Origin of the sequence: Nocardia sp., from assembly GCF_025465275.1 — a bacterium.
Lineage (GTDB): Bacteria > Actinomycetota > Actinomycetes > Mycobacteriales > Mycobacteriaceae > Nocardia.
Genome location: NZ_JAODNK010000016.1, coordinates 13,405 through 35,433, shown reverse-complemented (window position 1 = coordinate 35,433; position 22,029 = coordinate 13,405). Strand labels below are relative to the sequence as shown.

19 protein-coding genes are annotated in these 22,029 nt (G+C 65.7%); 10 read left to right on the top strand and 9 right to left on the bottom strand.

What is annotated here, in order from left to right; genetic code table 11:
• Nucleotides 1-33 precede the first annotated feature (33 nt).
• On the top strand, nt 34-1,620 hold the full coding sequence (locus tag JWN03_RS04250) for an FAD-dependent monooxygenase (protein WP_297609965.1): 1,587 nt from the start codon (nt 34-36) through the stop codon (nt 1,618-1,620).
• 53 nt (nt 1,621-1,673) lie between these two features.
• Here the strand turns inward: JWN03_RS04250 and JWN03_RS04245 are convergent, their stop codons facing one another.
• Both JWN03_RS04245 and JWN03_RS04240 read right to left on the bottom strand, forming a co-directional pair.
• Complete coding sequence (locus JWN03_RS04245; protein ID WP_297609963.1) at nt 1,674-2,411, bottom strand: C1 family peptidase; 738 nt, start codon at nt 2,409-2,411, stop codon at nt 1,674-1,676.
• 314 nt (nt 2,412-2,725) lie between these two features.
• Entirely contained in the window at nt 2,726-3,508 is a 783-nt protein-coding gene (locus JWN03_RS04240) for a GTP-binding protein (protein ID WP_297609960.1), read from the bottom strand.
• 132 nt (nt 3,509-3,640) lie between these two features.
• Between JWN03_RS04240 and JWN03_RS04235 the strand changes: the two genes are divergently transcribed.
• From JWN03_RS04235 to JWN03_RS04225, 3 genes are all read left to right on the top strand, one after another.
• Complete coding sequence (locus tag JWN03_RS04235; protein ID WP_441342933.1) at nt 3,641-4,087, top strand: Zn-ribbon domain-containing OB-fold protein; 447 nt, start codon at nt 3,641-3,643, stop codon at nt 4,085-4,087.
• Nucleotides 4,080-5,279, top strand: a complete 1,200-nt coding sequence (locus tag JWN03_RS04230; RefSeq protein ID WP_297609957.1) for a lipid-transfer protein — start codon at nt 4,080-4,082, stop codon at nt 5,277-5,279. The genes JWN03_RS04235 and JWN03_RS04230 overlap by 8 nt, the downstream gene beginning before the upstream one ends.
• A gap of 184 nt (nt 5,280-5,463) precedes the next feature.
• On the top strand, nt 5,464-6,735 hold the full coding sequence (locus JWN03_RS04225) for a serine hydrolase domain-containing protein (protein ID WP_297609954.1): 1,272 nt from the start codon (nt 5,464-5,466) through the stop codon (nt 6,733-6,735).
• Between the two features lie 9 nt (nt 6,736-6,744).
• On the opposite strand, the gene JWN03_RS04220 is transcribed toward JWN03_RS04225, so the two are convergent.
• The 3 genes from JWN03_RS04220 to JWN03_RS04210 form a co-directional block, all read right to left on the bottom strand.
• Entirely contained in the window at nt 6,745-7,635 is an 891-nt protein-coding gene (locus JWN03_RS04220; RefSeq protein WP_297609951.1) for an MHYT domain-containing protein, read from the bottom strand.
• Nucleotides 7,636-7,728: 93 nt separating this feature from the next.
• Nucleotides 7,729-9,423 carry a hydrogenase maturation protein gene (locus JWN03_RS04215; protein WP_297609949.1) on the bottom strand — a complete coding sequence of 565 codons (1,695 nt, stop codon included), beginning with the start codon at nt 9,421-9,423 and terminating at the stop codon, nt 7,729-7,731.
• Nucleotides 9,424-10,067: 644 nt separating this feature from the next.
• Nucleotides 10,068-10,922, bottom strand: coding sequence for a hypothetical protein (locus JWN03_RS04210; RefSeq protein WP_297609946.1), 855 nt, complete (start codon nt 10,920-10,922; stop codon nt 10,068-10,070).
• Between the two features lie 233 nt (nt 10,923-11,155).
• Here JWN03_RS04210 and JWN03_RS04205 point away from each other — a divergent pair, with 233 nt between their 5' ends.
• Together JWN03_RS04205 and JWN03_RS04200 are read left to right on the top strand one after the other, a co-directional pair.
• The gene (locus JWN03_RS04205) at nt 11,156-12,148 is read left to right on the top strand and encodes a GlxA family transcriptional regulator (protein ID WP_297609943.1); all 993 of its coding nucleotides are present in this window, start codon (nt 11,156-11,158) and stop codon (nt 12,146-12,148) included.
• A gap of 151 nt (nt 12,149-12,299) precedes the next feature.
• Nucleotides 12,300-12,563 carry a hypothetical protein gene (locus JWN03_RS04200; protein ID WP_297610053.1) on the top strand — a complete coding sequence of 88 codons (264 nt, stop codon included), beginning with the start codon at nt 12,300-12,302 and terminating at the stop codon, nt 12,561-12,563.
• Between the two features lie 10 nt (nt 12,564-12,573).
• On the opposite strand, the gene JWN03_RS04195 is transcribed toward JWN03_RS04200, so the two are convergent.
• Nucleotides 12,574-14,127 (bottom strand): MFS transporter, encoded by a 1,554-nt coding sequence (locus tag JWN03_RS04195; RefSeq protein ID WP_297609940.1) that lies wholly within the window; start codon nt 14,125-14,127, stop codon nt 12,574-12,576.
• A gap of 121 nt (nt 14,128-14,248) precedes the next feature.
• A complete protein-coding gene (locus JWN03_RS04190; protein ID WP_297609937.1) occupies nt 14,249-15,250 on the bottom strand; it encodes an NAD(P)/FAD-dependent oxidoreductase in 1,002 nt (333 codons plus the stop codon).
• A gap of 88 nt (nt 15,251-15,338) precedes the next feature.
• On the opposite strand from JWN03_RS04190, the gene JWN03_RS04185 reads away from it, so the two are divergent.
• The 3 genes from JWN03_RS04185 (at nt 15,339) to JWN03_RS04175 (ending at nt 18,274) form a co-directional block, all read left to right on the top strand.
• Nucleotides 15,339-15,932 carry a helix-turn-helix domain-containing protein gene (locus JWN03_RS04185; protein WP_297609934.1) on the top strand — a complete coding sequence of 198 codons (594 nt, stop codon included), beginning with the start codon at nt 15,339-15,341 and terminating at the stop codon, nt 15,930-15,932.
• A 150-nt stretch (nt 15,933-16,082) separates the two neighbouring features.
• Entirely contained in the window at nt 16,083-17,558 is a 1,476-nt protein-coding gene (locus JWN03_RS04180; RefSeq protein WP_297609931.1) for a glyceraldehyde-3-phosphate dehydrogenase, read from the top strand.
• A 101-nt stretch (nt 17,559-17,659) separates the two neighbouring features.
• Nucleotides 17,660-18,274, top strand: coding sequence for a TetR/AcrR family transcriptional regulator (locus JWN03_RS04175; RefSeq protein ID WP_297609928.1), 615 nt, complete (start codon nt 17,660-17,662; stop codon nt 18,272-18,274).
• Nucleotides 18,275-18,285: 11 nt separating this feature from the next.
• Here JWN03_RS04175 and JWN03_RS04170 read toward each other — a convergent pair whose 3' ends face one another.
• Both JWN03_RS04170 and JWN03_RS04165 read right to left on the bottom strand, forming a co-directional pair.
• Nucleotides 18,286-20,052 carry a hydroxysqualene dehydroxylase gene (locus JWN03_RS04170; RefSeq protein WP_297609925.1) on the bottom strand — a complete coding sequence of 589 codons (1,767 nt, stop codon included), beginning with the start codon at nt 20,050-20,052 and terminating at the stop codon, nt 18,286-18,288.
• 174 nt (nt 20,053-20,226) lie between these two features.
• Nucleotides 20,227-21,201, bottom strand: a complete 975-nt coding sequence (locus tag JWN03_RS04165; protein WP_297609922.1) for an alpha/beta fold hydrolase — start codon at nt 21,199-21,201, stop codon at nt 20,227-20,229.
• A 65-nt stretch (nt 21,202-21,266) separates the two neighbouring features.
• Between JWN03_RS04165 and JWN03_RS04160 the strand changes: the two genes are divergently transcribed.
• Nucleotides 21,267-22,010 (top strand): AraC family transcriptional regulator, encoded by a 744-nt coding sequence (locus JWN03_RS04160; RefSeq protein WP_297609919.1) that lies wholly within the window; start codon nt 21,267-21,269, stop codon nt 22,008-22,010.
• The last annotated feature ends 19 nt before the right edge of the window (nt 22,011-22,029 follow it).

The following is a 22,029-nucleotide window of genomic DNA, read 5'->3' as shown; positions in this document are numbered from 1 at the left end:
CTCCGCATCCTACCTTCTGGCTACAGTGTATCCATGACGGAGACAACGTATCCAGAAGTATCTGTGCTCGTGGTCGGAGGCGGCAGCGTCGGCCTGCTCACCGCGGCGCTGCTCACCCATCACGGCATCCACGCGGTACTGGTCGAACGCCGGTCCGGTCCGTCGATCCACCCACGCGCCACCGGAATTGGAGCGCGCACCGTCGAAATCCTCCGCGAACTCGGGCTCGACACCGCCGTGGACGCCACTGCGGTCGACCTCCGGGGCGGCGCGGGCAAGGCGGTGGCGCGGACCGTCGTCGAGATGGGCGCGGGCGATGTCGTGACCGTGCCCATGCCGACCCCGTCTGCCCATGAACTGGATGTGACGCCGTTCAGGCTGCGCGGCGTCTGCGCCCAGGACCGGCTCGACGCCGTCGTGGCCGCCGACCTGACGCGCCGCGGAGCGGACCTGCGCTGGTCGACCCGTCTGGTCGGCATCGCGCAGGACTCCGACGGGGTCGACGTCGAACTGGAAGGACCCGATGGCCGCTATTCGCTGCGGTGCGCGCACGTGGTCGCCGCCGACGGCTCGCACAGCACCGTGCGGACCGCCCTCGGCGTACGCACCTCCGGTCCGGGTGACCTCGGCAAGGCGATGATCAACATCCTGTTCCGCGCCGACCTCCGACCCCACCTGCGGGGCATGTCCTTCGCCACCTGCACCATCACGGTGCCGGAGACGCCCGGCCTGCTGGTCACCGTGGACGGCGAGACGAACTGGGTCTTCCACGCGGCCTGCGATATCGACGCCGGCGAACGCCCCGAGGACTTCACGCCCGAGCACTGCGCCGCGATCGTGCGGTCGGCGGTCGGTGATCCCGGCCTCGACGTCGAGGTGCGCAGTGTGCTGCCCTGGCGCCCGCGCAGCGCCGCGGCCGAGAGCTTCGCGGTCGGCCGTGTGTTCCTCGTCGGCGACGCCGCGCACACCGTGTCACCCCTGGGCGCGTTCGGCCTCAATACCGGTGTCGCCGACGCACACAACCTGGCGTGGAAACTGGCCGCCGTCCACCACGGTGAGGCAGGCCCCGGCCTGCTCGACACCTACGCGCACGAACGTGAACCGGTCGCCGCGGCGACGCTGGACCAGGCGATGCGCCGACTTGCCGACCCGCAACTGCATTGGGGCCGCGGACCCGAGGCCGACGCCGCCAGGGTGGCGGCCGGGGTGTGGGCGGCACCGGTTGTGCACCTCGGCCAGCGGTACGACTCGGCCGCCGTCGTCGATCCGCGGCCGGAACTGCCGTCAACAGTGGATCTTGCTGCGGCACTGGATGGTTCACCGGGTTCACGGGTGCCCCACGCGTGGATCGACGGGGTATCAACCCTCGACCTGGTGGCGTCCCGGTGGACCCTGCTGGTCGGCGCCGGCGGCGAACGCTGGCTCACCGCCGCGGTGGAGGTCGGACTCCCCGCGCATCGCGTCGCGGTCCCGTGGCTTCCGCCCGAAGGTGCCCTGCTCGTCCGTCCGGACGGGATCGTCGCGATGCGCACCACGGCGCCGGCGGCGGACCCGGTGCGGTACCTCACCGAGGTCCTGGACCAGGTGCTGGCCAGGCCGACCCCGGTCCCGAGCACCTGAACGGAGGCGCTATCAGGCTGCGGAGATTCACACCCCACAAGGATGAAGAGGCCTCATTCGGTGACCAGTCTGCCCATCGCGTGGATTTCGGCAATATCGCTGCCGGTGATGAACGACCATGGCGCGGTGAAGAATCCACTGTCACCCCAACCGGGCCCCCACGAGTTTTCGAGGGTGACACCGTTCGTGTTGTAGCCGACGATCGTGACCTCGTGACCACCCAGAACCGGCTCGGTGGGTGCAGGGGCATATATGGAGTTGCTCGAGTTCAGGTTCATGAAGCTTTGCCGAGCATCGAATCCGATCGGGACAGGTAGGCCAGCCGCGATCGCCTTCTTGATGTTGGCTACCTTGTCTCCGGAGAACAGATCTTTGGCGCCGGAGAGTTTGTAGTGTGCGGCGTTGGAGAACTCTTTGGCGTCCGGCTGGGTGTTGTAGTCGAAATCGCCCTGCCAGTAATCGGATTTGGTGTCATTGCCCACTCTCCATTCCATCGGCAACGCGACCGAGGCAGAGGTGCCGACGTCGTGTCCCTTGGCAATCTGGGAGTAGATGAACATCGGAGCCATCGGCCCGCCGCTGATGTTCATTTCGTTCATCAGCACGCCATACCCGGTGTAGCCGGTCGCCCAGGCGACACACGCTCCGACCTGTCCCTGGTCGCCGGCAGGCAATGCGTATTGCCTGAGCGAGAATTCCGCCGGTGATTCACTGATGGTGCTCAAGTGAAGAATAGGAAGGGCGTCTCCGACGCTGGTGTCCTTGTTCTGGCTGGCCTTCGCCGCCTGCACATCGAGTCCGAAGGCATGTTCGGGGGCGGGCTGCGGGGTAATCGGATCTGCGTCGGCGAAGCCCGCCGAGACGATTCCGATTCCCAGGACGAATGCGAGCGCAGCGGGTAAGCGCGAGTAAGACATGGATCTCCTATGCCGTGTTTCGCGGAGTTGATCGCAGATCTCGCGACGATCGTAATGGTGCCGGGCCGGGAGAATCCGGCCGACGCGCGGCGAGTACGCCGATTTCCGGTGGTCAATACGTTGAGTCGACTATCGGAAGCGCGCGATCTCGTCCGACTGCCGTTGTCAGGGGTTCACGCCCACATCGGTCAGTAGTCGAGGGCGTGTTCCGGTTGGCACACGTCCAGGGGGGAGGGCAGATAGCGGACTATGGCGTCCAGGAGTGGGGTGATGTCGTCGCTGCTGGGTGCCGCACTGCACAGGATGAGTACGACGTCACCGATGCGGGTGAGGCGGCGGATGCGGCGGTGTAGCCGGTCGAGTGAGATCTTGCGCAGGGCGAGGGATGGATCCGGATCTGCGGTGCTCTGGTCCATGATCGTTTTCGCGAGCGTGTGATACCACTGCACCGCGACTTCCCAATGGGCGCCGTAGAATTCGGCGGCCATCGGTTCGAGCGTCCACATCGGGGCCAGGTCGATGGTGCCTTCGAAGGCGGCGCCGATGCCGAGGGGGATCTGGAGGGTCAGCGGTACCGCTCCGCGAGTGGCGGCGATCGTTCGGATGCAGCGGTCGAAGTCGGCGTGGGGCTGATCGAGTCCGGTGAGCAGGCACAGCCTGGCGACCTGGTGGTCGTCGGCGACTCGTAATGTCGTTTCGAGTCGGGGGGTGCTGTGTGCGGCTGCGTTGACGACCGCGATCACTCCGTCGGCTACGCGGATGGATCGCTCCAGGTCTGCGGCGGGGGTGTGGCTCGAGAGCTCGGTGAGGCGAATCGTGTGTTCGATGCCGCTCGTTGACCAGTGGATTACAGCCTGCGGGCCGGAACTGGTCCTGCCGAGCAGGCGGTGGACTACCTGTGCCGTCTCGTCGGGGTCCCCGACGATCGTGACATTGCGGATCGCCTGCGGGTCAATAGCTTTGGTGCCCATCGTGTCGAGGTACTCCAGATCGGCTCGAGGATGTCAGGGCATCCTCAATTCGTCCTCACCGTACCTCCGGTCGCGCAAAGCTGTGACCGGTTTCCGCCCCAAAGTAGAACGTGTTCCTATACCGTCGGCCTTGTGCAGAAAGAACAACGGCCCGCCGTGGCAGACTGGTTCAGTGCGGACGACGGTGTGGTGCGTCTGCAGGGAACTCGCTGCAATGATTGCGGCACACCGTATTTCCCGAAGAACACGCTCGCCTGCCGCAACCCGCAATGTTCGGGTAAGAAGGACGGCTCCGAGCTCGCCGCGTACCTGTTTTCCACGCGTGGCCGGATCTGGTCGTATGCGGATGCCCGCTACAAGCCACCCCCGCCCTATGTCTCGCCCGATCCGTTCGTGCCGTATGTCGTTGCGGCAGTGGAGCTCGAGGTCGAGCAGATGGTGATTCTCGGGCAGGTCGTCCGTGGCCTCACCGTGGATGACCTGGCCGTCGGCATGGCGGTCGAATTGACGACCGGCGTGCTGTACGAGGACGACGAGGCAGAGCACACGGTGTGGATGTGGAGGCCGGTCAATGACTGATACGAATCGCGATATCGCCGTCCTCGGTGCGGGTATGCACCCGTGGGGCAAGTGGGGGCGCAATTTCGTCGAATACGGGCTGGTCGCCGCGCGTGCGGCGCTGGCCGATGCCGGGGTGGACCACCGCGATGTCGGCTATATCGCGGGTGCGGACACCATTCGGAACGGCTACCCCGGCTTCGTCTCCGGCGCGACTTTCGCCCAGGCACTGGGCTGGTCGGGCGCTCAGATCTCCAGCAGTTACGCCGCCTGCGCCTCCGGTGCACAGGCCATCGCCAATGCTCGCGCCCAGATTCTGGCGGGGCTGTGCGAGGTGGCGCTGGTGGTCGGTGCGGATACCACTCCGAAGGGCTTCTTCCAGCCGGTCGGCGGTGAACGCCGCGACGATCCGGACTGGTTGCGCTTCCATCTGCTCGGTGCGACCAACCCCATCTACTTCGCGCTCTATGCCCGCCGCCGGATGGCGCTGCACGGTGCCACGCTGGACGATTTCGCCGCGGTCAAGGTGAAGAACTCGAAGCACGGCCTGAACAACCCGAATGCTCGCTATCGCAAAGAGGTTTCGGTCGAGGAGATCGCCGCCTCGGCGATCGTCTCGGACCCGCTGCGGCTGCTCGACATCTGCGCCACCAGCGACGGCGGGGCCGCGCTGGTGCTGACGTCGATGGAGTACGCCCGCCGCCACGGCATCGCCGACCCGGTTCGCATCAAGGCGCTGTCGACGGTCACGCCGACGTTCCCGAAGACCGTTCTCGATCTGCCGGATTTCGCGACGGATTCCTCTGTGGCCGTCGAGCCGCAGTCGCGTACATTCCGTTCCGCTATCGCGCACGCCGCGTACGAAGAGGCCGGGATCGGGCCCTCGGACTTGTCCTTCGCGGAGGTCTATGACCTGTCTACCGCTCTGGAATTGGACTGGTACGAGGACATCGGGCTCTGCGAAACGGGCGCCGCGGAGGAACTGCTGCGCAGCGGCGCAACAACATTGGGCGGACGGATGCCGGTGAATCCCAGTGGCGGACTGGCCTGTTTCGGCGAGGCGATCCCGGCGCAGGCCATCGCGCAGATCTGCGAGCTCACGTGGCAGTTGCGTGGGCAGGCCGACGGCCGCCAGGTAGAGGGCGCCAGCGCGGGTATTGCGGTGAACCAGGGCCTTTTCGGTCATGGTTCGGCAATCATCGCCACTCGCTGAACAAGCTCTATATTCCGAGCACCCGGGCTTATGTCCGGGTGCTCGGTCTATTTCACCGTCACCGGGTTAGCTGGTTGATTCCTCCCCGAAGCTCCATGGCACGGAGTTAGAGTTGCACTGCGCTACATGACCACGTTCCCACGCCGAACGGAGAGTTATGGGACACCGGAGGAGTATCGCAATATTGTTCGCGACCGCGGGTTTGTTCATCGCCGCGGGCTGCGGTACGTCGTCGGACTCCGGTGGCAGTGCCACGAGCGCCTCGGCAAGGGCCGAGCCCGCGTACGTTGCCAGTATTACGCCGGTGATCACCAAGCTGATGAGGGACAACGTCATTCCGGGCGCGGTGGTGGTCGTCAAATCACCGAAGCAGGGCGATTGGACCGGAACGTTCGGCACCCGAGCCATCGGTACGACCGAACCCATGCGGGCGGACGACTACTTCCGCATCGCCAGTAATACCAAGACAATGACGTCGACAGTCATTCTGCAACTGGCGCAGGAGGGCAAGCTCGCACTCGACGATCCGATTGCCAAATACTTGCCTGATGTGCCGAATGGGGATCGGATCACCATTGCCCAGCTCGCTGAAATGCGAAGCGGGCTATATAGTTACACGGCCGATCGGCAATTCAACGCCTCGCTCGACAGTGACCCGAACAAGGTGTGGACGCCGCAGGAGTTGCTGGCGATCGCGTTCGCGCACCCGGTCAGCTTTCCGCCGGGGGAGAAATTCGACTACTGCAATACCAACTACATCCTGCTCGGCCTGGTCATCGAGAAGGTCACGAACCTGTCGGCTGCGAAGAACTTCCAGCAGCGCATCTTCGAACCGCTCGGGTTGAAGCACACCTCGCTGCCCGCGGCGACGGATTCCTCGATCCCCGATCCGCATCCGCAGGGCTACGCGTTCGGCACCAATGTCTCCACCATCGACACGTTCGCCCTGCCGCCCGCCGAACAGGCCGCCGCCGTCGCGGGCACGCTGAAACCCGCCGATGCGACCGATGCGAGCCCGTCGTGGACATGGACCGCCGGCGGTGTGATCTCGACGGTCGATGACATGGCCACGTATGTCAAGGCACTCGTCCACGGCGGCCTGCTGGACGCGAAGATGCAGCAGGTGCGCATGGACAGCATCCAGCCGATCGATCCGGCCGAACCCGAGGTTGCCGGATACGGTCTCGGCATCGTCCGATTCGGTACCCATCTCATCGGACACGATGGGCAGATCCCCGGGTACATGACCGTCATGACCAATGACCCCGCCTCGGACCTCACGATTGTGGTCGCCACGAACCTCGCGACGGTGCCATCGGGTGAGGGGTCGGCGGTGACGCTGCTCAAAGGCATGATGCCGGTCTTCTACGGCGCCGATGCCCTGCCCGGCGACCCGGCCCGGGCGAGCGCGGCCTCGCCCGGCAGCGCGCCGGGACCGACCACCGCCGGCCGCTGACCTATCAGCTCAGGGTTGGGCCGGCTGTCGGCCGGAGGACGGTTTCGGGGTAGCTCGGGCGAATGTGCGGAGGCTGGCGGTCGGTTCGGGGCGGGGGATATCGGCGTTCGGGTCCAGGCGCGGCCAGTTGCGGCCGCTGTCGACCAGATCGAGGTCGATTTCGGGAAGTTCGCGCTGGGTGGAGCTCTCGATCTCGGCCAGTCCGACCACCACGATCAGGGTCATGGTCACGACCGTGACGGCCAGGATCAACGGTGTGAGCAGCTGGATCGGGTCGGAGCCGGACTCGGGCATCAGGTGATTCATGGAGTGGGCGCGCATTGCGGCCATGCCCGTGTAGTGCATGCCGCACACCGCGACACCCATGACCAGGGCGGTTCCGATGGAGGCGAAAAAGCCCTGGACATGCAGCATGAACCACAGTGCCGCCGTCGCCGCGACCACGGCGATCACGATCGACAGCGCTACCAGCGGCGGCCGGTATTCGATGTGCGCCCCGGAGTGCATTGCGTGCATGCCCAGGTAGTGCATGGCGGCCACGCCGAGTCCGGTGATGGCGCCGCCGATCGGTAGCCCTACCGCTTCCCGCCGGACCCGCACCACGATCGACAGCCCGATCCATACCACCGCGATCGCGATGGCCGCGCTGAGCAGGGTGGTCGGCATGTCGTAGCGGATGCGCGTCCCCTCGATGGAGAAGCCGAGCATTGCGATGAAGTGCATGACCCAGATCCCGCAGCCGCCGAGTGCGACGGCCGCGGCGAAGAGCCAGCCGCCGGGCCGCCGCGATGCGCGGGCGTGGACCGCGCTGCGCAGTCCGAGCGCCGACCCGATGACGGACATGACGTAGGCCAGAACAGGATTCGCCAATCCGGAGCTGAAGTGGTCGAGTTCCAACATGTGCACCTCATGGAATCTGTTCTGAGCCTTGAAGACTCGGAAGGCAAGCGACACTCGTGCGAGTGACGTTCTCGCTCTGTGGGATTCGTGCTGTCAGGCCAGTAGATGTGTCGGTGTCGCCAGCGGGCACACCTTGTGCACGAAGTTGCGCCGAAGTTGGTGGTACGGCTCGTCGATGGCGTAGAAGTTCTGTCGCATGTGAGCCAATTCCTCTGCGCGGTAAGCGGAAAGCGGTTTGCGCGCCTCATCCTCGACCCGGCGCTGCTTCTTGTGCACCAGTCGGTCCTGCAGTTCCGGGGCGGCGGCCAGCTCTTCCGCCGTCTGGCGAACCCAGCTCCGGAACTCGGTCGCGTCACCGGGCACAACTCGGTCCACCAGGCCGAGTGCTCCGGCTGCCCGGGCGCTGACCGGCAGCGTCTCTCGCGTCAGTCGCGCGGCCGCCTCTGCCCCGACGCGCCGGGGCAGTGTGTAGGTCCAGTACTCCGATCCGTACAGACCCATCAGCCGGTAGTGCGGATTCAGGACCGCGGACTCGCGGCACCACACCTCGTCGGCGGCCAGGGCCAGCATGACGCCGCCGGCGGCCGCGTTCCCCGTCACCGCCGAGATCACCAGCTTGTCGGTGGTGGTGAGGATCGCCTCCACCAGGTCGTCCATGGCGTTGATGTTCTGCCAGGATTCTTCGGCCGGGTCGGCGGCCCCCTCGATCACATTCAGGTGGATTCCGTTGGAGAAGAAGTCCCGGGCCGGGCCGAGCACCAGTACGTCGATCGGTCGATCGCAGGCCTGCCGGTAGGCGGCCAGCAGGCGGCGGCACTGGGCTGTGCTCATCGCGCCGCCGGCGAAGGCGAATTCGAGGTAGCCGACCTCGCGGTGCTCGCGGTAGCGCACTTCGGACCAAGTATTACGGGTGGCGGCCTCGAACGGGGTGACCGGGATTTCCGGGATGCCGACCAGGAATTCGGGGCCGAGCACATCGGTCGCGGGTTGCTTGAATGTCACCGGGCCGCCGGGTGCGCGGCGGGCGCGCAGCTGCGGCAGCCACACCGCGCCGTCGATGGTGGCCCGGCAGATCGCGCCGTCGCGGGTGGCGATGATGGTGCCGGGGACTCCGCGCAGCCGGTCTTCGTGGTGTCCGCTGTGCAGGAAGTACTCCCGGCCGAACAGCTGGTCCACGACGCCCGGCTGGGAGTCGGCCGCGCGCAGTTTGCGCAGTACGGTGGCGGTGCTGTCGGCGCTCCAGTTGATGCGCCGGAATTGCTGGCCGTGGTAGGGCCGCAGCTGTCCGCGCACGTCCGGGCGGGTGTAGTCGAGCGGTTCGGGTGTGAAGTCGCCGGATTCGAACCGGGCCACCGCGGCCAGTGCCGCTCGCACGGCCGCGTCGGCGACCTCGTTGCGGTACAGCTCGCTTTTGCCGCAGTCCCGCATCGGGAATTGCGCACTGGCCCAGATCGGCCCGGCATCCATCGCGGCGACGGCTTGCAGCACGGTGACGCCCCACTCCGGTGCGTTCTCGTACATCGCCCAATCCAGCGAGGACGGCCCTCGGTCGCCCATGGGTCCGGGGTGCACGATCAGCACGGTGTGCTCGGTCCAGATGTCCTCCGGGATCGCCCGGGTGAGCATCGGTGCGAGGATCAGGTCCGGTTCGAATTGCGCGACTCGGGCTCGGAGCATGTCGTCGCCGAGGGCCAGTTCAACGCCGACTCGGTGTCCGCTCTCGCGTAGCTCGGCATGAACTCGCTGGGTGAGGCTGTTGAATGCGCTGGCGACCAGCAGGATTCGCACGTGCTTCCTTCCATCAGGTGGTTACTGTTCGGCGCATCTCTGCCGGGCTCCGTTCGTGGTCAAATTGTTACAATAGAAGTTAGCAATGTGAAAGACGTGGCGCATCTCGGAGTGGATGGCACGAGCCGTGCGGAAACCTGTTCCGTCGCAGATATTTCGGTGCGTGAACATGACAAAACGCCTGTGCAGAGCCATATTTGACCGCTGTGAATCCGTCGGCCCGCAACGGCGATCGTGGCGACCCAGGTTCTCAAATGCGCCACACTGCCAATAGATGCGGATCATCGCCTGCCCATCCGGTGGGATGCGGCGGCCGGGGTTCCCTCTCGGGTAGGCGGAATGAAGGAACCGGCGAACCCTCAGCGACATCGTTAAATGCCTGGCAGGCCATGGTTTTACACACCAGGCGACCGGTAGCCGTGTACAAGCCGGATCAGCTCGCCTGTGGGCCGCGATGGCGGCGGCGGGGCGGGTACGACGCCCGCAGTGGTGAGACCCGCTCGGGCGGGCGCGTATACGAGTCGCCGTCACCGGCGCACGACAGGCGCTACGTCAGGTCAGCAACCGCGTGCCGGCTGCTGACGTAGCGGAGTTCGGTTCGAATCCTGAGCGTTGTTGCGGGCGCCACCGCCGGCTGCGCCGACTCAGCAATGAACAGCGCCGTCCGCGCCTCTGGTTTCGCCTCCTATGCCGACCACAGCCAGGTGGATATCAGTCGGCACATAGTTGCTGTCGGAGCCGTCCGACGCCGTCGTGTTTCCTGTGTACAGAGTGATCGAGACTTTGTCAGGGTCGGACCAGGTCGGCTGACTTTGACGGACCGCGGCGGCGGCCGCGTCGGAATGGTAGACGAATGTATAACATGATCCGCTCGGATTCGGCGAGGTGCTGGAATTGGCGCCGTCGAATGCGCCGATCTGCTGAATATCGGGGGGTAAGAGAGCGGCGGCGGCCGCCAGAGCTGCTGCGGAATCCTGATGTGGGCTGAAATAAAGATCAGCGTCGACTATCTCCCCGTTCCAAGCGTTCGAGATCGGGGCGATCGGATCTTGGGCACAGGCCAGAACGGCGCCCTGCAATCGCCATGCGTCTTCCGAGTTCAGCTGGTTTTCGCCCTCGGTGGCGCACTCGTTCGAGGTTGCGGGAGTGAAAGTCTGCTGCCAATAAGCGATTTGGCTCAATATTCCTCGAACCACGTTCGACGGGGTCGGCGGTGCGATTGCAGTCGTAGAGTCGGATGTTGTCCGACTCGTTGCCGACAGTGTCGCGGTATTAGTTGTCGGCTGAGCTTCTGCAGCTGTTGAAGTAGTATCTGATTCGTTGTGGGGCAGTATTGTCACGCCCGCGACGAATATCAATAAGGCCATCGTCAGGAGCGCGGCCGCTGACTTCTTATTATTGATTCTGAGTGTGTTGATATGGCCCTGAAACAGCGCTATGAACCCGACTACGAAAGCGAACATGCTCACAATCACCAAAAGCGCACCAAAGACTGCCAACTTGGACCCCTTTCGTATCGCGTTCACCGGCCCGAAGCCGGCGCACTGCGGCACAGTATTACGCACGGGCGACGCGGTTGGTCGGTATAATCTGGTACGCGTCCGAGTTGTCGGGAATTTAGCATCGCTAATGCCTTCTGCTGCCCACTCCAATCAGGTCAGGCCGGCCCTCTGACCGTCACAGTCATGCGCTGACCGTGGCGGCCACCTGTCCAGGCTGCGATGATGGCGGAATGCCCGCGTCGCGCACCATTGTTTTCGTCGCCTACCAGGGCATGCAACTGGTCGAATTGGCTGGGCCGATGGATGTTTTCGGGTTCGTCAACGCGCTCGCCGAGGATGAGGTGTACCGGCTGGTGACGGCCTCGCCGCAGAGCCGGTCGATCACGGCCGACGGCGGTCTGACCATCGCGGTCGAACATTCGCTGCATGAGCTGGCCGCCTCCGCTGAGGAAATCGACACGCTGGTGGTTGTCGGCGGCTGGATCACCGGGCCGGTGTCCGCGGAAGTGGTCCGCGAATTGCCTGCCCTGGCCCGCAAATCCCGCCGAGTGACCTCGGTGTGCTCCGGTGCGCTGCTGCTCGCCGCCGCCGGCCTGCTCGACGGCTACCGCGCCACCACCCACTGGGGCACGACCGATCGACTGGCCCGCACCTACCCGCGTGTGACCGTCGAGCCCGACCGCATCTTCGTCCACGATCGCAACCGCTGGACCTCCGCCGGTGTCGCCGCCGGCATCGACCTCGCCCTGGCTCTCGTGGAGGACGATCACGGCCGCGAAAAGGCTCAGGAGATCGCCCGCGCCTTCGTCGTCTTCACCCGCCGCTCCGGCGGCCAAGCCCAGTTCAGCGCTCAAATGCGCGCCCAGCCCGCCCGCACCCCAGCCATCCGCGCTGTCCAGCAGTGGCTCCCCGACCACCTCGACGGCGATCTGGCAGTCTCCGCTCTGGCGCACCGCGCCGGCATGAGCGAACGCAATTTCGCCCGCGCCTTCCGCCTCGAAACCGGCAGCACCCCAGCAGCATTCGTCGAGGACCTCCGCATCGAAGCCGCCCGCCGCCTCCTGGAATCCACCGAACTCACCATCACCGCCATAGCCCGCGCAGTGGGCTACCGCCACCCCGAAACCCTCCACCGCCTCTTCACCCGCCGCCTCTCCACCACCCCCGAGCGCTACCGCCAGCACTTCGCCACCGGCCCAACCGCCCCCGAAAGCCACCCGTGAGCCCGGTACACCACAGCTGATCCTTCGGCGACCCACGAGTGGGGATCAGCGGCGGTTTCTGTTCGGGATTGCGAAATATGTTGCGTCAGAGTGGCAGTCGTTGGGTTCTACGATGGGTGTAGGGGTGTTGTGGACTGCCCCTGTGGCAGGAATGGAGACCGGTGTCGTGTCGGATATGAACAAGCAGAATCTCGTTTACTTCGAAAATCCCTCCATGCGTGGGCTGTACGACAGCATGGAGGGATGGCAGCAGGCTAATAACAAACGGTTGTTGTCCGTCAGCGTGCAGCAGGATCGTGGGAATTACTGCTGCATTGCGCTGACCAATCCGACCGAGGTTGTGCTCACCAGCCCGGATGGGCACCACCATGCGGCCGTCAATCGGTTCGGGCAGCTCGCCATAACTTCGGATTAGCGGGCAAGGCCTAGCGGGAGGAGGGGCGGGGTCCTCGGGTGAGGATGTAGAGGAAGAGGGTGGTCATGATGGCTACTCCTGCCCACATGGCGTGCTGCCAGCCGGTGACGAACGATTCCTGGGCGGCGCGGATCAGTGATTGTGCTTGGGGGCCTGCCTGATTCGCGGCGTCTAGGGCGTTGGCGATGCCTTCGCGGGCGGAGGCGGCGGGGGCCTGGGGGATATCGGCGAGTTGGGGGTTGATGGCGTTGCGGTAGCCGGAGGACAGCAGGGCTCCGAGTAGGGCTACGCCGAGGGCGGTGCCGAATTCGCGGGTGACGTCATTGAGGGCGGAGGCGACGCCCTGGCGCTCCTGGGGGAGGGTGCTGGTGATGGCCTCGGTGGAGGGTGTCATAGACAGGCCCATGCCGAAGCCCATGGCGAGCATGCCGGGGAGTACGGACAGGTAGCCGCCGTTGACGGAGACGAGGGTGGCCATGAGGGCCAGGCCTGCGCCTGCCAGGAGGATGCCGGTGGCCATGGTTGCCCGGGGGCCGGTGCGCGCGGCCAACTTCGGGGCGAGGCCGGAGGCGATCATCATCAGGACGGCCATGGGCATCAGCGCCAGGGTGGACCGCAGCCCGGACCAGCCGAGCACGGCTTGGAAGAACGGGAAGAGGACCACGAAGATCCCGGCTTGGACTCCGAAGACCGCCAGCAGCGTGATCGAGCCGCCAGCAAGGGAACGCTCGCCGAACAGGCGCACGTCCAGGAGTGCGGCATCGCGGCGGCGCAGTTCCCAGCTCACGAATCCGAGGGCGGCGAGGACGCCGATGGCAAGGCCGAGCAGGGTCGCAGGGGCGCTCCAGCCTCGTTCGGGTCCCTCCTGCAGGGCGAAGATGAGCCCGACGACCGCGACGACGGACGTCAGCGCACCGACGATATCGAAAGCGTGCCTTGATGTTTCGCGGGAGTCGGGGACCGATCGCAGTGTCATGACGAGAGCGACCACAACGAGCGCGACGGGTAGAACGAACAGCCACCGCCAGCTCGCCACATCGACCAGGGCGGCCGAGAGGAACATGCCCAGGATGCCGCCACCACCGGCCACGCCGGTCCACACGCCGATCGCCCGTCCCCGTTCCTCCTGGGGAAAGGTCGAGGTGATGACGGCGAGGGTAATGGGCATGATCATCGCCGCGCCGATGCCGCTGAATACGCGGGCAGCGAGCATGACCTCGGACGATTGGGCGAAACCTGCTGTCGCACTGGCAATACCGAAGATGACGAGCCCGATGAGCAGCATACGCTTACGTCCGAAGCGGTCACCGATCGCGCCGAGTGGCAACAGGAGCGCGGCCAGACTGAGCGTATAGATATTGATGATCCACAGGACCGTGCTCTGCGAGGCGTCGAAGGCCGCGGAGAGGTCCAGCTGGGCGACATTGAGTCCGGACACCGAGGCGATGACGGCCATCAATGCGATACAGACGGCAATCAGGATCATGCGCCGCTGGCGCGCGTCGGGCACACCCGTGTCAGGGTCGGTGCTCGGGTCAGCGCTCACCCGGGGGTTGGTACTCATGGATTCCTCTCGACAGGGCGTGCTGATATCGGCGCAGTATCGAAAGACGCAGCGCCAGTGGGTAATGCGGAAGTCCCGACCCTTCGCTCATGCGGTTGGGGAGCGGGGCCGTCGAATCGGCTCAGGCGTCGATGATGTCCTGCAGTACGGCGGCGAGCGCCGCGTCGGTGTCGGCGGTAGCCAGGTCGGCATTCATGTGGGCGCCGGCCAGAGCGCCGGCTGCCGCGGACGCGCCGACCTGGGCGGTCATATCGGTGGCATTGCCGGCTACCCACACCCCCGCAACCGCGGTGGTCCCGGCCATTCCGGTGACGAAGTGGCGACCCATCCCGCCGGGTAGATCCTGCATCGGCAGCCCCAGTTTCTCCAGGCCCTCGGTACGCGCCTGCATGGTGGTCGCGACTGCCAGGATGCGCCGGGGCACAAGCTGTCCATCCGCCAACCGGACGCCCGCGATCCCGCCGCTCTCGGCTGTCACGATCTGGTCGACGGGGAGGTCGACAATGCGAATATTGCGGGCGGAGAAGCGTTCCCGGGTGTTCTCGTCGAGTTGGGTGCCGCCGGTGAAGTAGACGAGGTCGTCGGTCAACTGACGGAACAGCAGTGCGTGGTGGACGGAAGCCGGGCCGACGGCCAAGATGCCGATGGGCTCGTCACGTACTTCCCAGCCGTGGCAGTAGGGGCAGTGCACCACGCTGTGTCCCCAGTGCTCGGCCAGCCCGGGAAGGTCGGGCAGCACGTCCCGCAGACCGGTGGCGACCAGGAGTCGGCGCGCGTGCAGGGTGCTGCCGTCCGCCAGGGTGACAGTGAAGCGCGGATCCCCGCCGGCGGACGGATCAGCCACGGCCGCAACAACTTCGCCGCTGCGCACGGTGCCGCCGTAGCGACGGACTTCGTCGCGGCCTCGTTCCAGCAGCTCGGCCGGGGGAGTGCCGTCCAGTCCGAGCAGCCCGTGCACGCCCTCGGCGGGCGCGTTGCGCGGAGTGCCGCTGTCGATCACGACCACTGAGCGCCGGGACCGGACCAACATCAGTGCGCCGTTCAGTCCGGCGGCGCCGCCGCCGATCACCACAGCGTCGATGGTCACCTCGTCGGTCGTGTGTGCGGTAGTCGTCGCAGGCATATCGTCCCCTTCCATCGCCGCCCCAGTTGCCGGGGCGAACACGATCGACGCTAACCCGATCTTGCTATCAGGGCATATCATCTTGCCTATGACGCAAGACGATGATGAGTTGGACAGCCTCGTGCGCAAACGCATCCGCGCCCTGCGTGTGGCCCAGGGCTGGTCGCTGGAAGAGCTGGCCGATCGCGCACACCTCAGCCAGTCCACACTCAGCCGCATCGAGACCGGTCAGCGCCGCCTGGCCCTGGACCAGCTCGTCACCCTCGCCCGCGCGCTGGACACCTCGCTCGACCAGCTGGTCGAGACCGCCACGGAAGACGTCGTCTCCAATCCGATGATCGACGGAACCCACGGGCTGATGCGCTGGCCCATCAAGGCGGAACCCGGCATGACCGTCGTCCGCCAGCGCATGACCAACCCGCCGCCCGACAGTCCCTCGCGCCTGCGCGCCCACACCGGCCGCGAATGGCTCGTCGTTCTCTCCGGCACCGCGATCCTGCTGCTGGGCAATCGTCGCTTCCGGATCGAGACCAACCAGTCGGCCGAGTTTCCCACCATGCTCCCGCACGCCATCGGCGCCGAGGGCGGACCGTGCGAGATCCTGGGCATCTTCGACCGCGACGCCCGTCGCGGCCACCAGCGCGGCGAGGGCGCCGGAAATGTGACGCACCCGTCACAGTGACGGCACGCGGTGCCTCGCAAGGCAATTCGTCGACGACCCGGTGCCGCGGTAGCTTTCCGAACTCACCGCGGGGTAGCGGGGCTTTGTGATAGTGCGGCGCTGGATAACATCGGGTGGTCGAACAGATCTAGGAAACCCCGAGGACGTGTGTTGACTAACGACCATCTTGACCGCTGGAACGCTCACGAAGCCTCGGCGGAGGCGATGATTCCGATCATCGGAAGGCTGTATCGCGAGAAGGGGGTGACCATCCTTCTGCACAGCCGGTCGCTGGTGAACAAATCGGTGATCAGCATTCTGCGGACGCACCGTTTCGCGCGGCAGATCGAGGGTGAGGAACTGTCGATCGACGAGACCCTGCCGATCCTCGAGGTGCTCAGTGGGCTGGATCTGGGTCCGTGCAAGATCGACCTCGGTCGTGTGGTCATGGCCTATCGCGCCGACGATCGCGGCCTGTCGATTCCCGAGTTCACCGCCGCGGTGCTGGCCGATGTGACCGATGGCAACAAGGCCGCGTCGCAGGGCCCGCGGGACGTGGTGCTGTACGGCTTCGGGCGTATCGGCCGTCTGGTCACGCGTCTGCTGATCGAGAAGACCGGGTCCGGCAACGGGCTGAACCTGCGGGCCGTGGTGGTGCGCAAGGGCGGTGCCGATGATCTGGCCAAGCGCGCGTCCCTGCTGCGCCGGGATTCGGTGCACGGGCAGTTCAACGGAACGATCAAGGTCGACGCCGGCAATAACGCGATCATCGCCAACGGCAATGTCATCAGGTTCATCTACAGCGATGATCCGGCCACGATCGACTACACCGAGTTCGGGATCAATAACGCGATCCTGATCGACAACACCGGTAAATGGCGTGACCGTCAGGGCCTGGAGCAGCACCTGCGCCCCGGCATCGCCAAGGTCCTGCTCACCGCGCCCGGCAAGGGCGACGTGCCGAATATCGTGCACGGCGTCAATCACCTCGATGTGGATCTGTCCGAGCAGATCGTCTCGTGCGCCTCGTGCACGACCAATGCGATCGTGCCGCCGCTCAAGGCGATGGACGACGAGTACGGCATCGTCCGCGGTCATGTGGAGACGGTGCACTCCTTCACCAATGACCAGAACCTGCTGGACAACTATCACCCGGCCGACCGTCGTGGCCGCTCCGCGCCGTTCAACCTGGTGCTGACCGAAACCGGCGCCGCGTCCGCGGTCGCGAAGGCGATGCCGGACTTCAAGGCCAAGATCACCGGCAACTCGATTCGCGTTCCCACACCGGATGTTTCGGTCGCGATTCTGAACCTGCAGCTCGAGCGGGAGGTCACGAAGAGCGAAGTGCTCGACTACCTGCGTCAGGTATCGCTGTCCGGTCCGTTGAGCCGCAATCTCGACTACACCGCGGCCACCGATGTGGTCTCGAGCGATTTCATCGGATCCCGCGCGGCATCGATCGTCGACGCCAATGCCACCATCGTCGACGGCGACACCGCGATCCTCTATCTCTGGTACGACAACGAATTCGGCTATTCGTGCCAGGTGGTCCGCACGGTGCAGTACATCTCGGGCATCGAGTACCCGACCTACCCCCAGTTGGGCGCACCTGATCGCGCCGACGCCACAAGCGGCAGCCGTGCTTGAAAGGCGCCTGCTGTAATCAGAAGGTTCGGTATCCAGGCGTCGCCGCCCGCTCTGTGCTGCGGCGGCGCTGTGCGATGTGGCAGGTCCCGTAACATTGCTACATGGATTCCGCGCGCGATGAGACCGGGGAGAAGATCCTTGATGCCGCGCTGGCGCGGATACTTCAGGTGGGGATTCGGCGGAGCAGTTTGGATGACATCGCTCGGCGGGCCGGGGTCAATCGGATGACTATCTATCGGCGGTTCAGTAGTAAGGAGAAGTTGGTCGACGCGGTGCTGGTTCGGGAGAATCAGCGTGTGTTGCAGGGGGTTTCAGAGATCGGGTCGGCTACCGAGGGGGTGCCGGCTCAGATCGAGGAGACGGTGCTCTACGTCATTCAGCAGACTCGTCAGCATCCGCTGGTGAGGCAGTTGCTCGAGGTTGCGCCCGAGGAGATTCTCCAGTTCTACACGGTGCGTGGGGAAGTCGGCGTCGGGCTCGGGATCGACTACATAACGGGCGTGCTCGAGGCGGCGCAGCAGCGCGGGGTGATCGACCGGTACGATCCGCGTCCGGTTGCCGAGTTGCTCGCTCGATTCGCGCACTCGCTGCTGCTCACTCCGGTGGGCGGTGTGGATTTCTCGGATGCGGAACAGGCGCGCGGATTCGTGCGCGCTGCCATCGTTCCGCTTGTGCTGCACGGGATTGCGCAATCCGCCGAGGACGAGCGCGCATAAGCGGAGCAGATTCACGGTAGGTCGAACAGGTTCGGCTGGCCGGCGAACCAGCGGTCCCGATCCAGGGCACGCGCTCCGTCGAACTCCGCAATGGAAACATGCGGGAACAGTGCCGCTCGCGGGGCGGAGGAGCCTGCGGCATCGAGCACCGCGTTGGCCGCCATTCGCCCGCCTTCATTGGCACCCTCCATGGTGGCCAGATCGACATTGGTGCGCAAATAGTCCCCGGCCAGAAAGAGATTCGGGATTCCGGTGGCGCCGGTCGGGCGGTTGTCCCACGATCCGGCCGTATTCACCAGCAGCCGATCGTCATTGGAGTTGACGCCGGCGTCCGGGTCCCAGTGGATGCCCGGGTCCAGAAACCAGGAGTGCAGGTCGCTGTCGTGGAGTTTGTCGGGCAGCAGCAGTCGGCCCGACTGGGTCTTCATGATCTGAGCCCAAGTCTCCCTGGCGATTTCGTCGGGGCTGCACTGTTTGGCGGGCTTGCCGTACAGCATGCCGGGGGCGTCCCAGTCGGAGATGTCGACCGACAGAATGTCGCGGACTTCGCCGTCGCCGTAGTCGCGCGCGATATCGCGGCCCTTCCAGAACTGCGCCTGGTTGATTCCGGTGAGCCGCCAGGGTGATTCGATGAAACCGATATGCCCCGCCGAGATCGGATTGTCGGTGCGCAGATAGAACTGGATGCCCGTCATCCAATCCACGAACAGCTGATTGATCCGCTCCAGGTCCGGATCCAGCGCCAGCACTTCGGGACTCCACAGCCGCACCACTTGTTCGGCGGCCAGTCCGGCGACAAAATAGTCCGCCGCTACCCTCGAGGTCGCCCCGCCCGCCGAGCGCACGACCGCCGAACTGATCTGTCCACCAGCGACTTCCAGACCCTGCACCTCGCTGCCGACCTCGAACCGCACGCCACGCTGCTTCAGGTAGTCCACCCAGGGATCGATCCAGGCCTCATTGGTCGGCGCGTTCAGCACCCGGTCCGGCGCACCGTCGGCATTACGATCGATCAGCGCGAGCAGGAACGACTCGGCCACTTTGCAGATGGTGTTCGCGCTGGCCAGATTCTCCTTCGCCGCGACCAGCGTGCGGGTGACAGTGGAGATCACGAACAAATAGTTCGGATCCGCACCCCGCGCTCGCGCGAAGTCGAGGAACGCCATACGTTCCCACTGCCCGATCCGCCGCTCGTCGCAACTGGTGAAGTAGGTCAGCAGCCGCTGCGCGAAGCCCAGCAGCTCGAGGTACGGCACCCGGGGTACGTAGGTCAGCCCGCCGAGCAGGGTGTCCAGCAGCAATTCGGGTGTGGCAACGGACTTTCCGATGGCATCGAGGCTGAGTTCGAACGGCGCGGTCAGGTTCGGCCCGTCGATCGCCGCCGTCGCGGTGAGCACCGGAACGAAGTTGTCCCACACGCCATTCCTATTGCCCGGGAACGGTATTCGGCGCATGGTTTCCGGCACATGGCGATAGAAGCCGGGGAAGAACCGGAACCCGTGTTCCCCGGGAAGCGGGCGGCGGCCAGCGGTCACCGGCAGATCGGTATCCATACTGCGCGCCTTCCCGCCGAGCATTCGCCGCTCGTAGACGGTCACCTCGAAGCCGCGCTCGATGAGCTCGTGCGCTGCGGTCAGGCCCGCAATTCCCCCGCCCAGCACCGCAACTCGCCGTCCCGGCGGTGCGGCGCCCGCCCGCCGGAACGAGGTACTTGCGACAACCGCACCCGCGGCCGCGCGGCGGAGCAGTGTCCGGCGGGAGAGCCCTGAATCAGCCATATGTGTATCTCTCGCGATTCGCGAACGCGGTGTGCCGTTGTGCCACACGCTGTTCGGCTAGAAGCAATGTGACAATGTCTGGGACATTGTCACATTGAAAATAGCAGTCGCTCGAGACGAGCGTCGAGAGAAAAGTGCGATTCTCGCCGGAATGGCGACTCGGGTTGCCGACCGTTATCGCCCGGCGTTGTGCGGGCTGGGTTTCGGGTCGGCTGCCGACACATGATGCGGAGCGCGGCAGGCGTCGACGATGACTTTGCGAGCCGCCCGGCCTTCGGGGGACGGCATGAGGGCGTAGTTGTGGGGGAGCGCCGGGCCCTCGTGGTAGTCGATCGGGGTGCCGGCGGCCGCGGCGCGACGGGCCAGGGTCCGGGTGTCGGCCACGGTCATTTCGCGGGTGCCGCAGAAGACGGTGAGGGGTGGGAGGCCTTCGATGTGGCCGCGGAGCGGGCTGACGCGGGGGTCTCGGGGGTCGAGGTCGCCGGCGTAGAGGCGGCCGATTTCGAGCAGGCCGGGGATTTGGTGGAAGGGGTCGTCCCGTTCGAGGGCGGGCAGCGTGGGGTCGGTCATGGTGACGTCGAGCCAGGGGGAGATCAGCACGACTCGGTCGGGTTGCGGCCCGCCCTGCTCCAGTAGTACCTGCGTTGCCGCCAGCGCCAGGCCGCCGCCGGCCGAATTGCCCATCACCACAGTCTTTCCCGATCCCCGCTGCTCGATCGTGCGGGCGAGGATCGCGGCGGTGGTGGCGACCATTTCGGCGGCGTGGCCATGGGGGACAAGCGGATAGATGGGGACCACGCACTCCGCGGGCACGGCGGCGGCGAGGTCTCGGACGAAACTCCAGTGTGGGCGCACGATTTCGCGGAAGAAGCCGCCGCCGTGCAGAAAGACGACGGTGACGTCGGTGGGACCGGTGGTCGGCGTGATCCGGTATACCGGCCAGCCGCCGAGGTCTTCCCGGGTGGCGGTCGCGGCTTTGTTCAGGAATGCCGGGGGGCGAACCTCTTCGACCTTCCGGTCGCGCTTCTCCAGCGCCGCGTGCACCAGTGCCGGATCGCCGAGCAGCTTGCGCCCGCCCGAAGCCTGCAACAGTGCTGTGACCGCTCTCGTCTGCCAGCTCGGCTTCGCTGTTTCTCCCTGGGTTGTCATATCCGCTCAGCTCCCTGTCATTGCTGCTCGCACCGACTGCGCCGGGCCCGATTAGCCTGGTCGATATGACCGTTGCCGCGCTTTCACAAACCTGCGGTGCGGCGCCCGTGCTGTGGATGCGGCCCCGGCATGTCGGGTACCTCGGTCCGGATCTGGGTGTCGGCATGCACGACACGGCGATCGCCTGCCTGGGACTGGCATTGGACGGACCGTTCACCGTGGACACCGCCGAGCACGGAACCTTTGTCACCAGCAGCGTTTTCGTCCCGGCCCGGGTGCGGCACCGGATTGTCTCGGAGGGCCGGATCGCACTGCTCTTCGCCGAACCCGGCAGCGCGGTGACCGGCTGCGCCCTGTCCGGGAGCGCCGGGCCCTGTGCGGTCGATCCGGCGGAGGAAGCCGTCCTCATCGCTGCCGCGCGCGCAGGTGTCGCAAGCCTGCAGCGACTGATCTCGGACCCGAAACCATTGCGCTCCATCGATCCTCGCATCGATGTCATCGTGCGCGAGATTCGCGCGGATCCGGCCGCGCACCCGCGCGCCGAGGATGCGGCCGCCGCCGCGGGCCTGTCGGAGTACTACTTCCTGCGAATGTTCGCCGCGCACACCGGCACCACATTCCGCCGCTACCGGCAGTGGGCTCGGGTGCGGATGGTTTTTGTGGGCATGGAAGCCGGTCACGACCTCACCCGCTGCGCCGCCGACGCCGGATTCGCCTCACCGTCGCACCTGAGCGAGACGTTCCGGCGCACGTTCGGCCTCTCGCTGACCGCAGTGCTCAATTCGCGAGTAAGCCTTGATATCCGATGACGTTCACGAGTCCGTAGCG

Excerpts from the sequence above, each read along its gene's own strand:
- JWN03_RS04195 (WP_297609940.1), bottom strand. The coding sequence starts at position 14,127 with ATGAGTACCAACCCCCGGGTGAGCGCTGACCCGAGCACCGACCCTGAC.
- JWN03_RS04230 (WP_297609957.1), top strand. The coding sequence starts at position 4,080 with ATGACTGATACGAATCGCGATATCGCCGTCCTCGGTGCGGGTATGCAC.
- JWN03_RS04190 (WP_297609937.1), bottom strand. The coding sequence starts at position 15,250 with ATGCCTGCGACGACTACCGCACACACGACCGACGAGGTGACCATCGAC.
- JWN03_RS04160 (WP_297609919.1), top strand. The coding sequence starts at position 21,267 with ATGACCGTTGCCGCGCTTTCACAAACCTGCGGTGCGGCGCCCGTGCTG.
- JWN03_RS04240 (WP_297609960.1), bottom strand. The coding sequence starts at position 3,508 with ATGGGCACCAAAGCTATTGACCCGCAGGCGATCCGCAATGTCACGATC.
- JWN03_RS04175 (WP_297609928.1), top strand. The coding sequence starts at position 17,660 with ATGGATTCCGCGCGCGATGAGACCGGGGAGAAGATCCTTGATGCCGCG.
- JWN03_RS04165 (WP_297609922.1), bottom strand. The coding sequence starts at position 21,201 with ATGACAACCCAGGGAGAAACAGCGAAGCCGAGCTGGCAGACGAGAGCG.
- JWN03_RS04250 (WP_297609965.1), top strand. The coding sequence starts at position 34 with ATGACGGAGACAACGTATCCAGAAGTATCTGTGCTCGTGGTCGGAGGC.
- JWN03_RS04205 (WP_297609943.1), top strand. The coding sequence starts at position 11,156 with ATGCCCGCGTCGCGCACCATTGTTTTCGTCGCCTACCAGGGCATGCAA.
- JWN03_RS04170 (WP_297609925.1), bottom strand. The coding sequence starts at position 20,052 with ATGGCTGATTCAGGGCTCTCCCGCCGGACACTGCTCCGCCGCGCGGCC.
- JWN03_RS04200 (WP_297610053.1), top strand. The coding sequence starts at position 12,300 with ATGGAGACCGGTGTCGTGTCGGATATGAACAAGCAGAATCTCGTTTAC.
- JWN03_RS04220 (WP_297609951.1), bottom strand. The coding sequence starts at position 7,635 with ATGTTGGAACTCGACCACTTCAGCTCCGGATTGGCGAATCCTGTTCTG.
- JWN03_RS04185 (WP_297609934.1), top strand. The coding sequence starts at position 15,339 with ATGACGCAAGACGATGATGAGTTGGACAGCCTCGTGCGCAAACGCATC.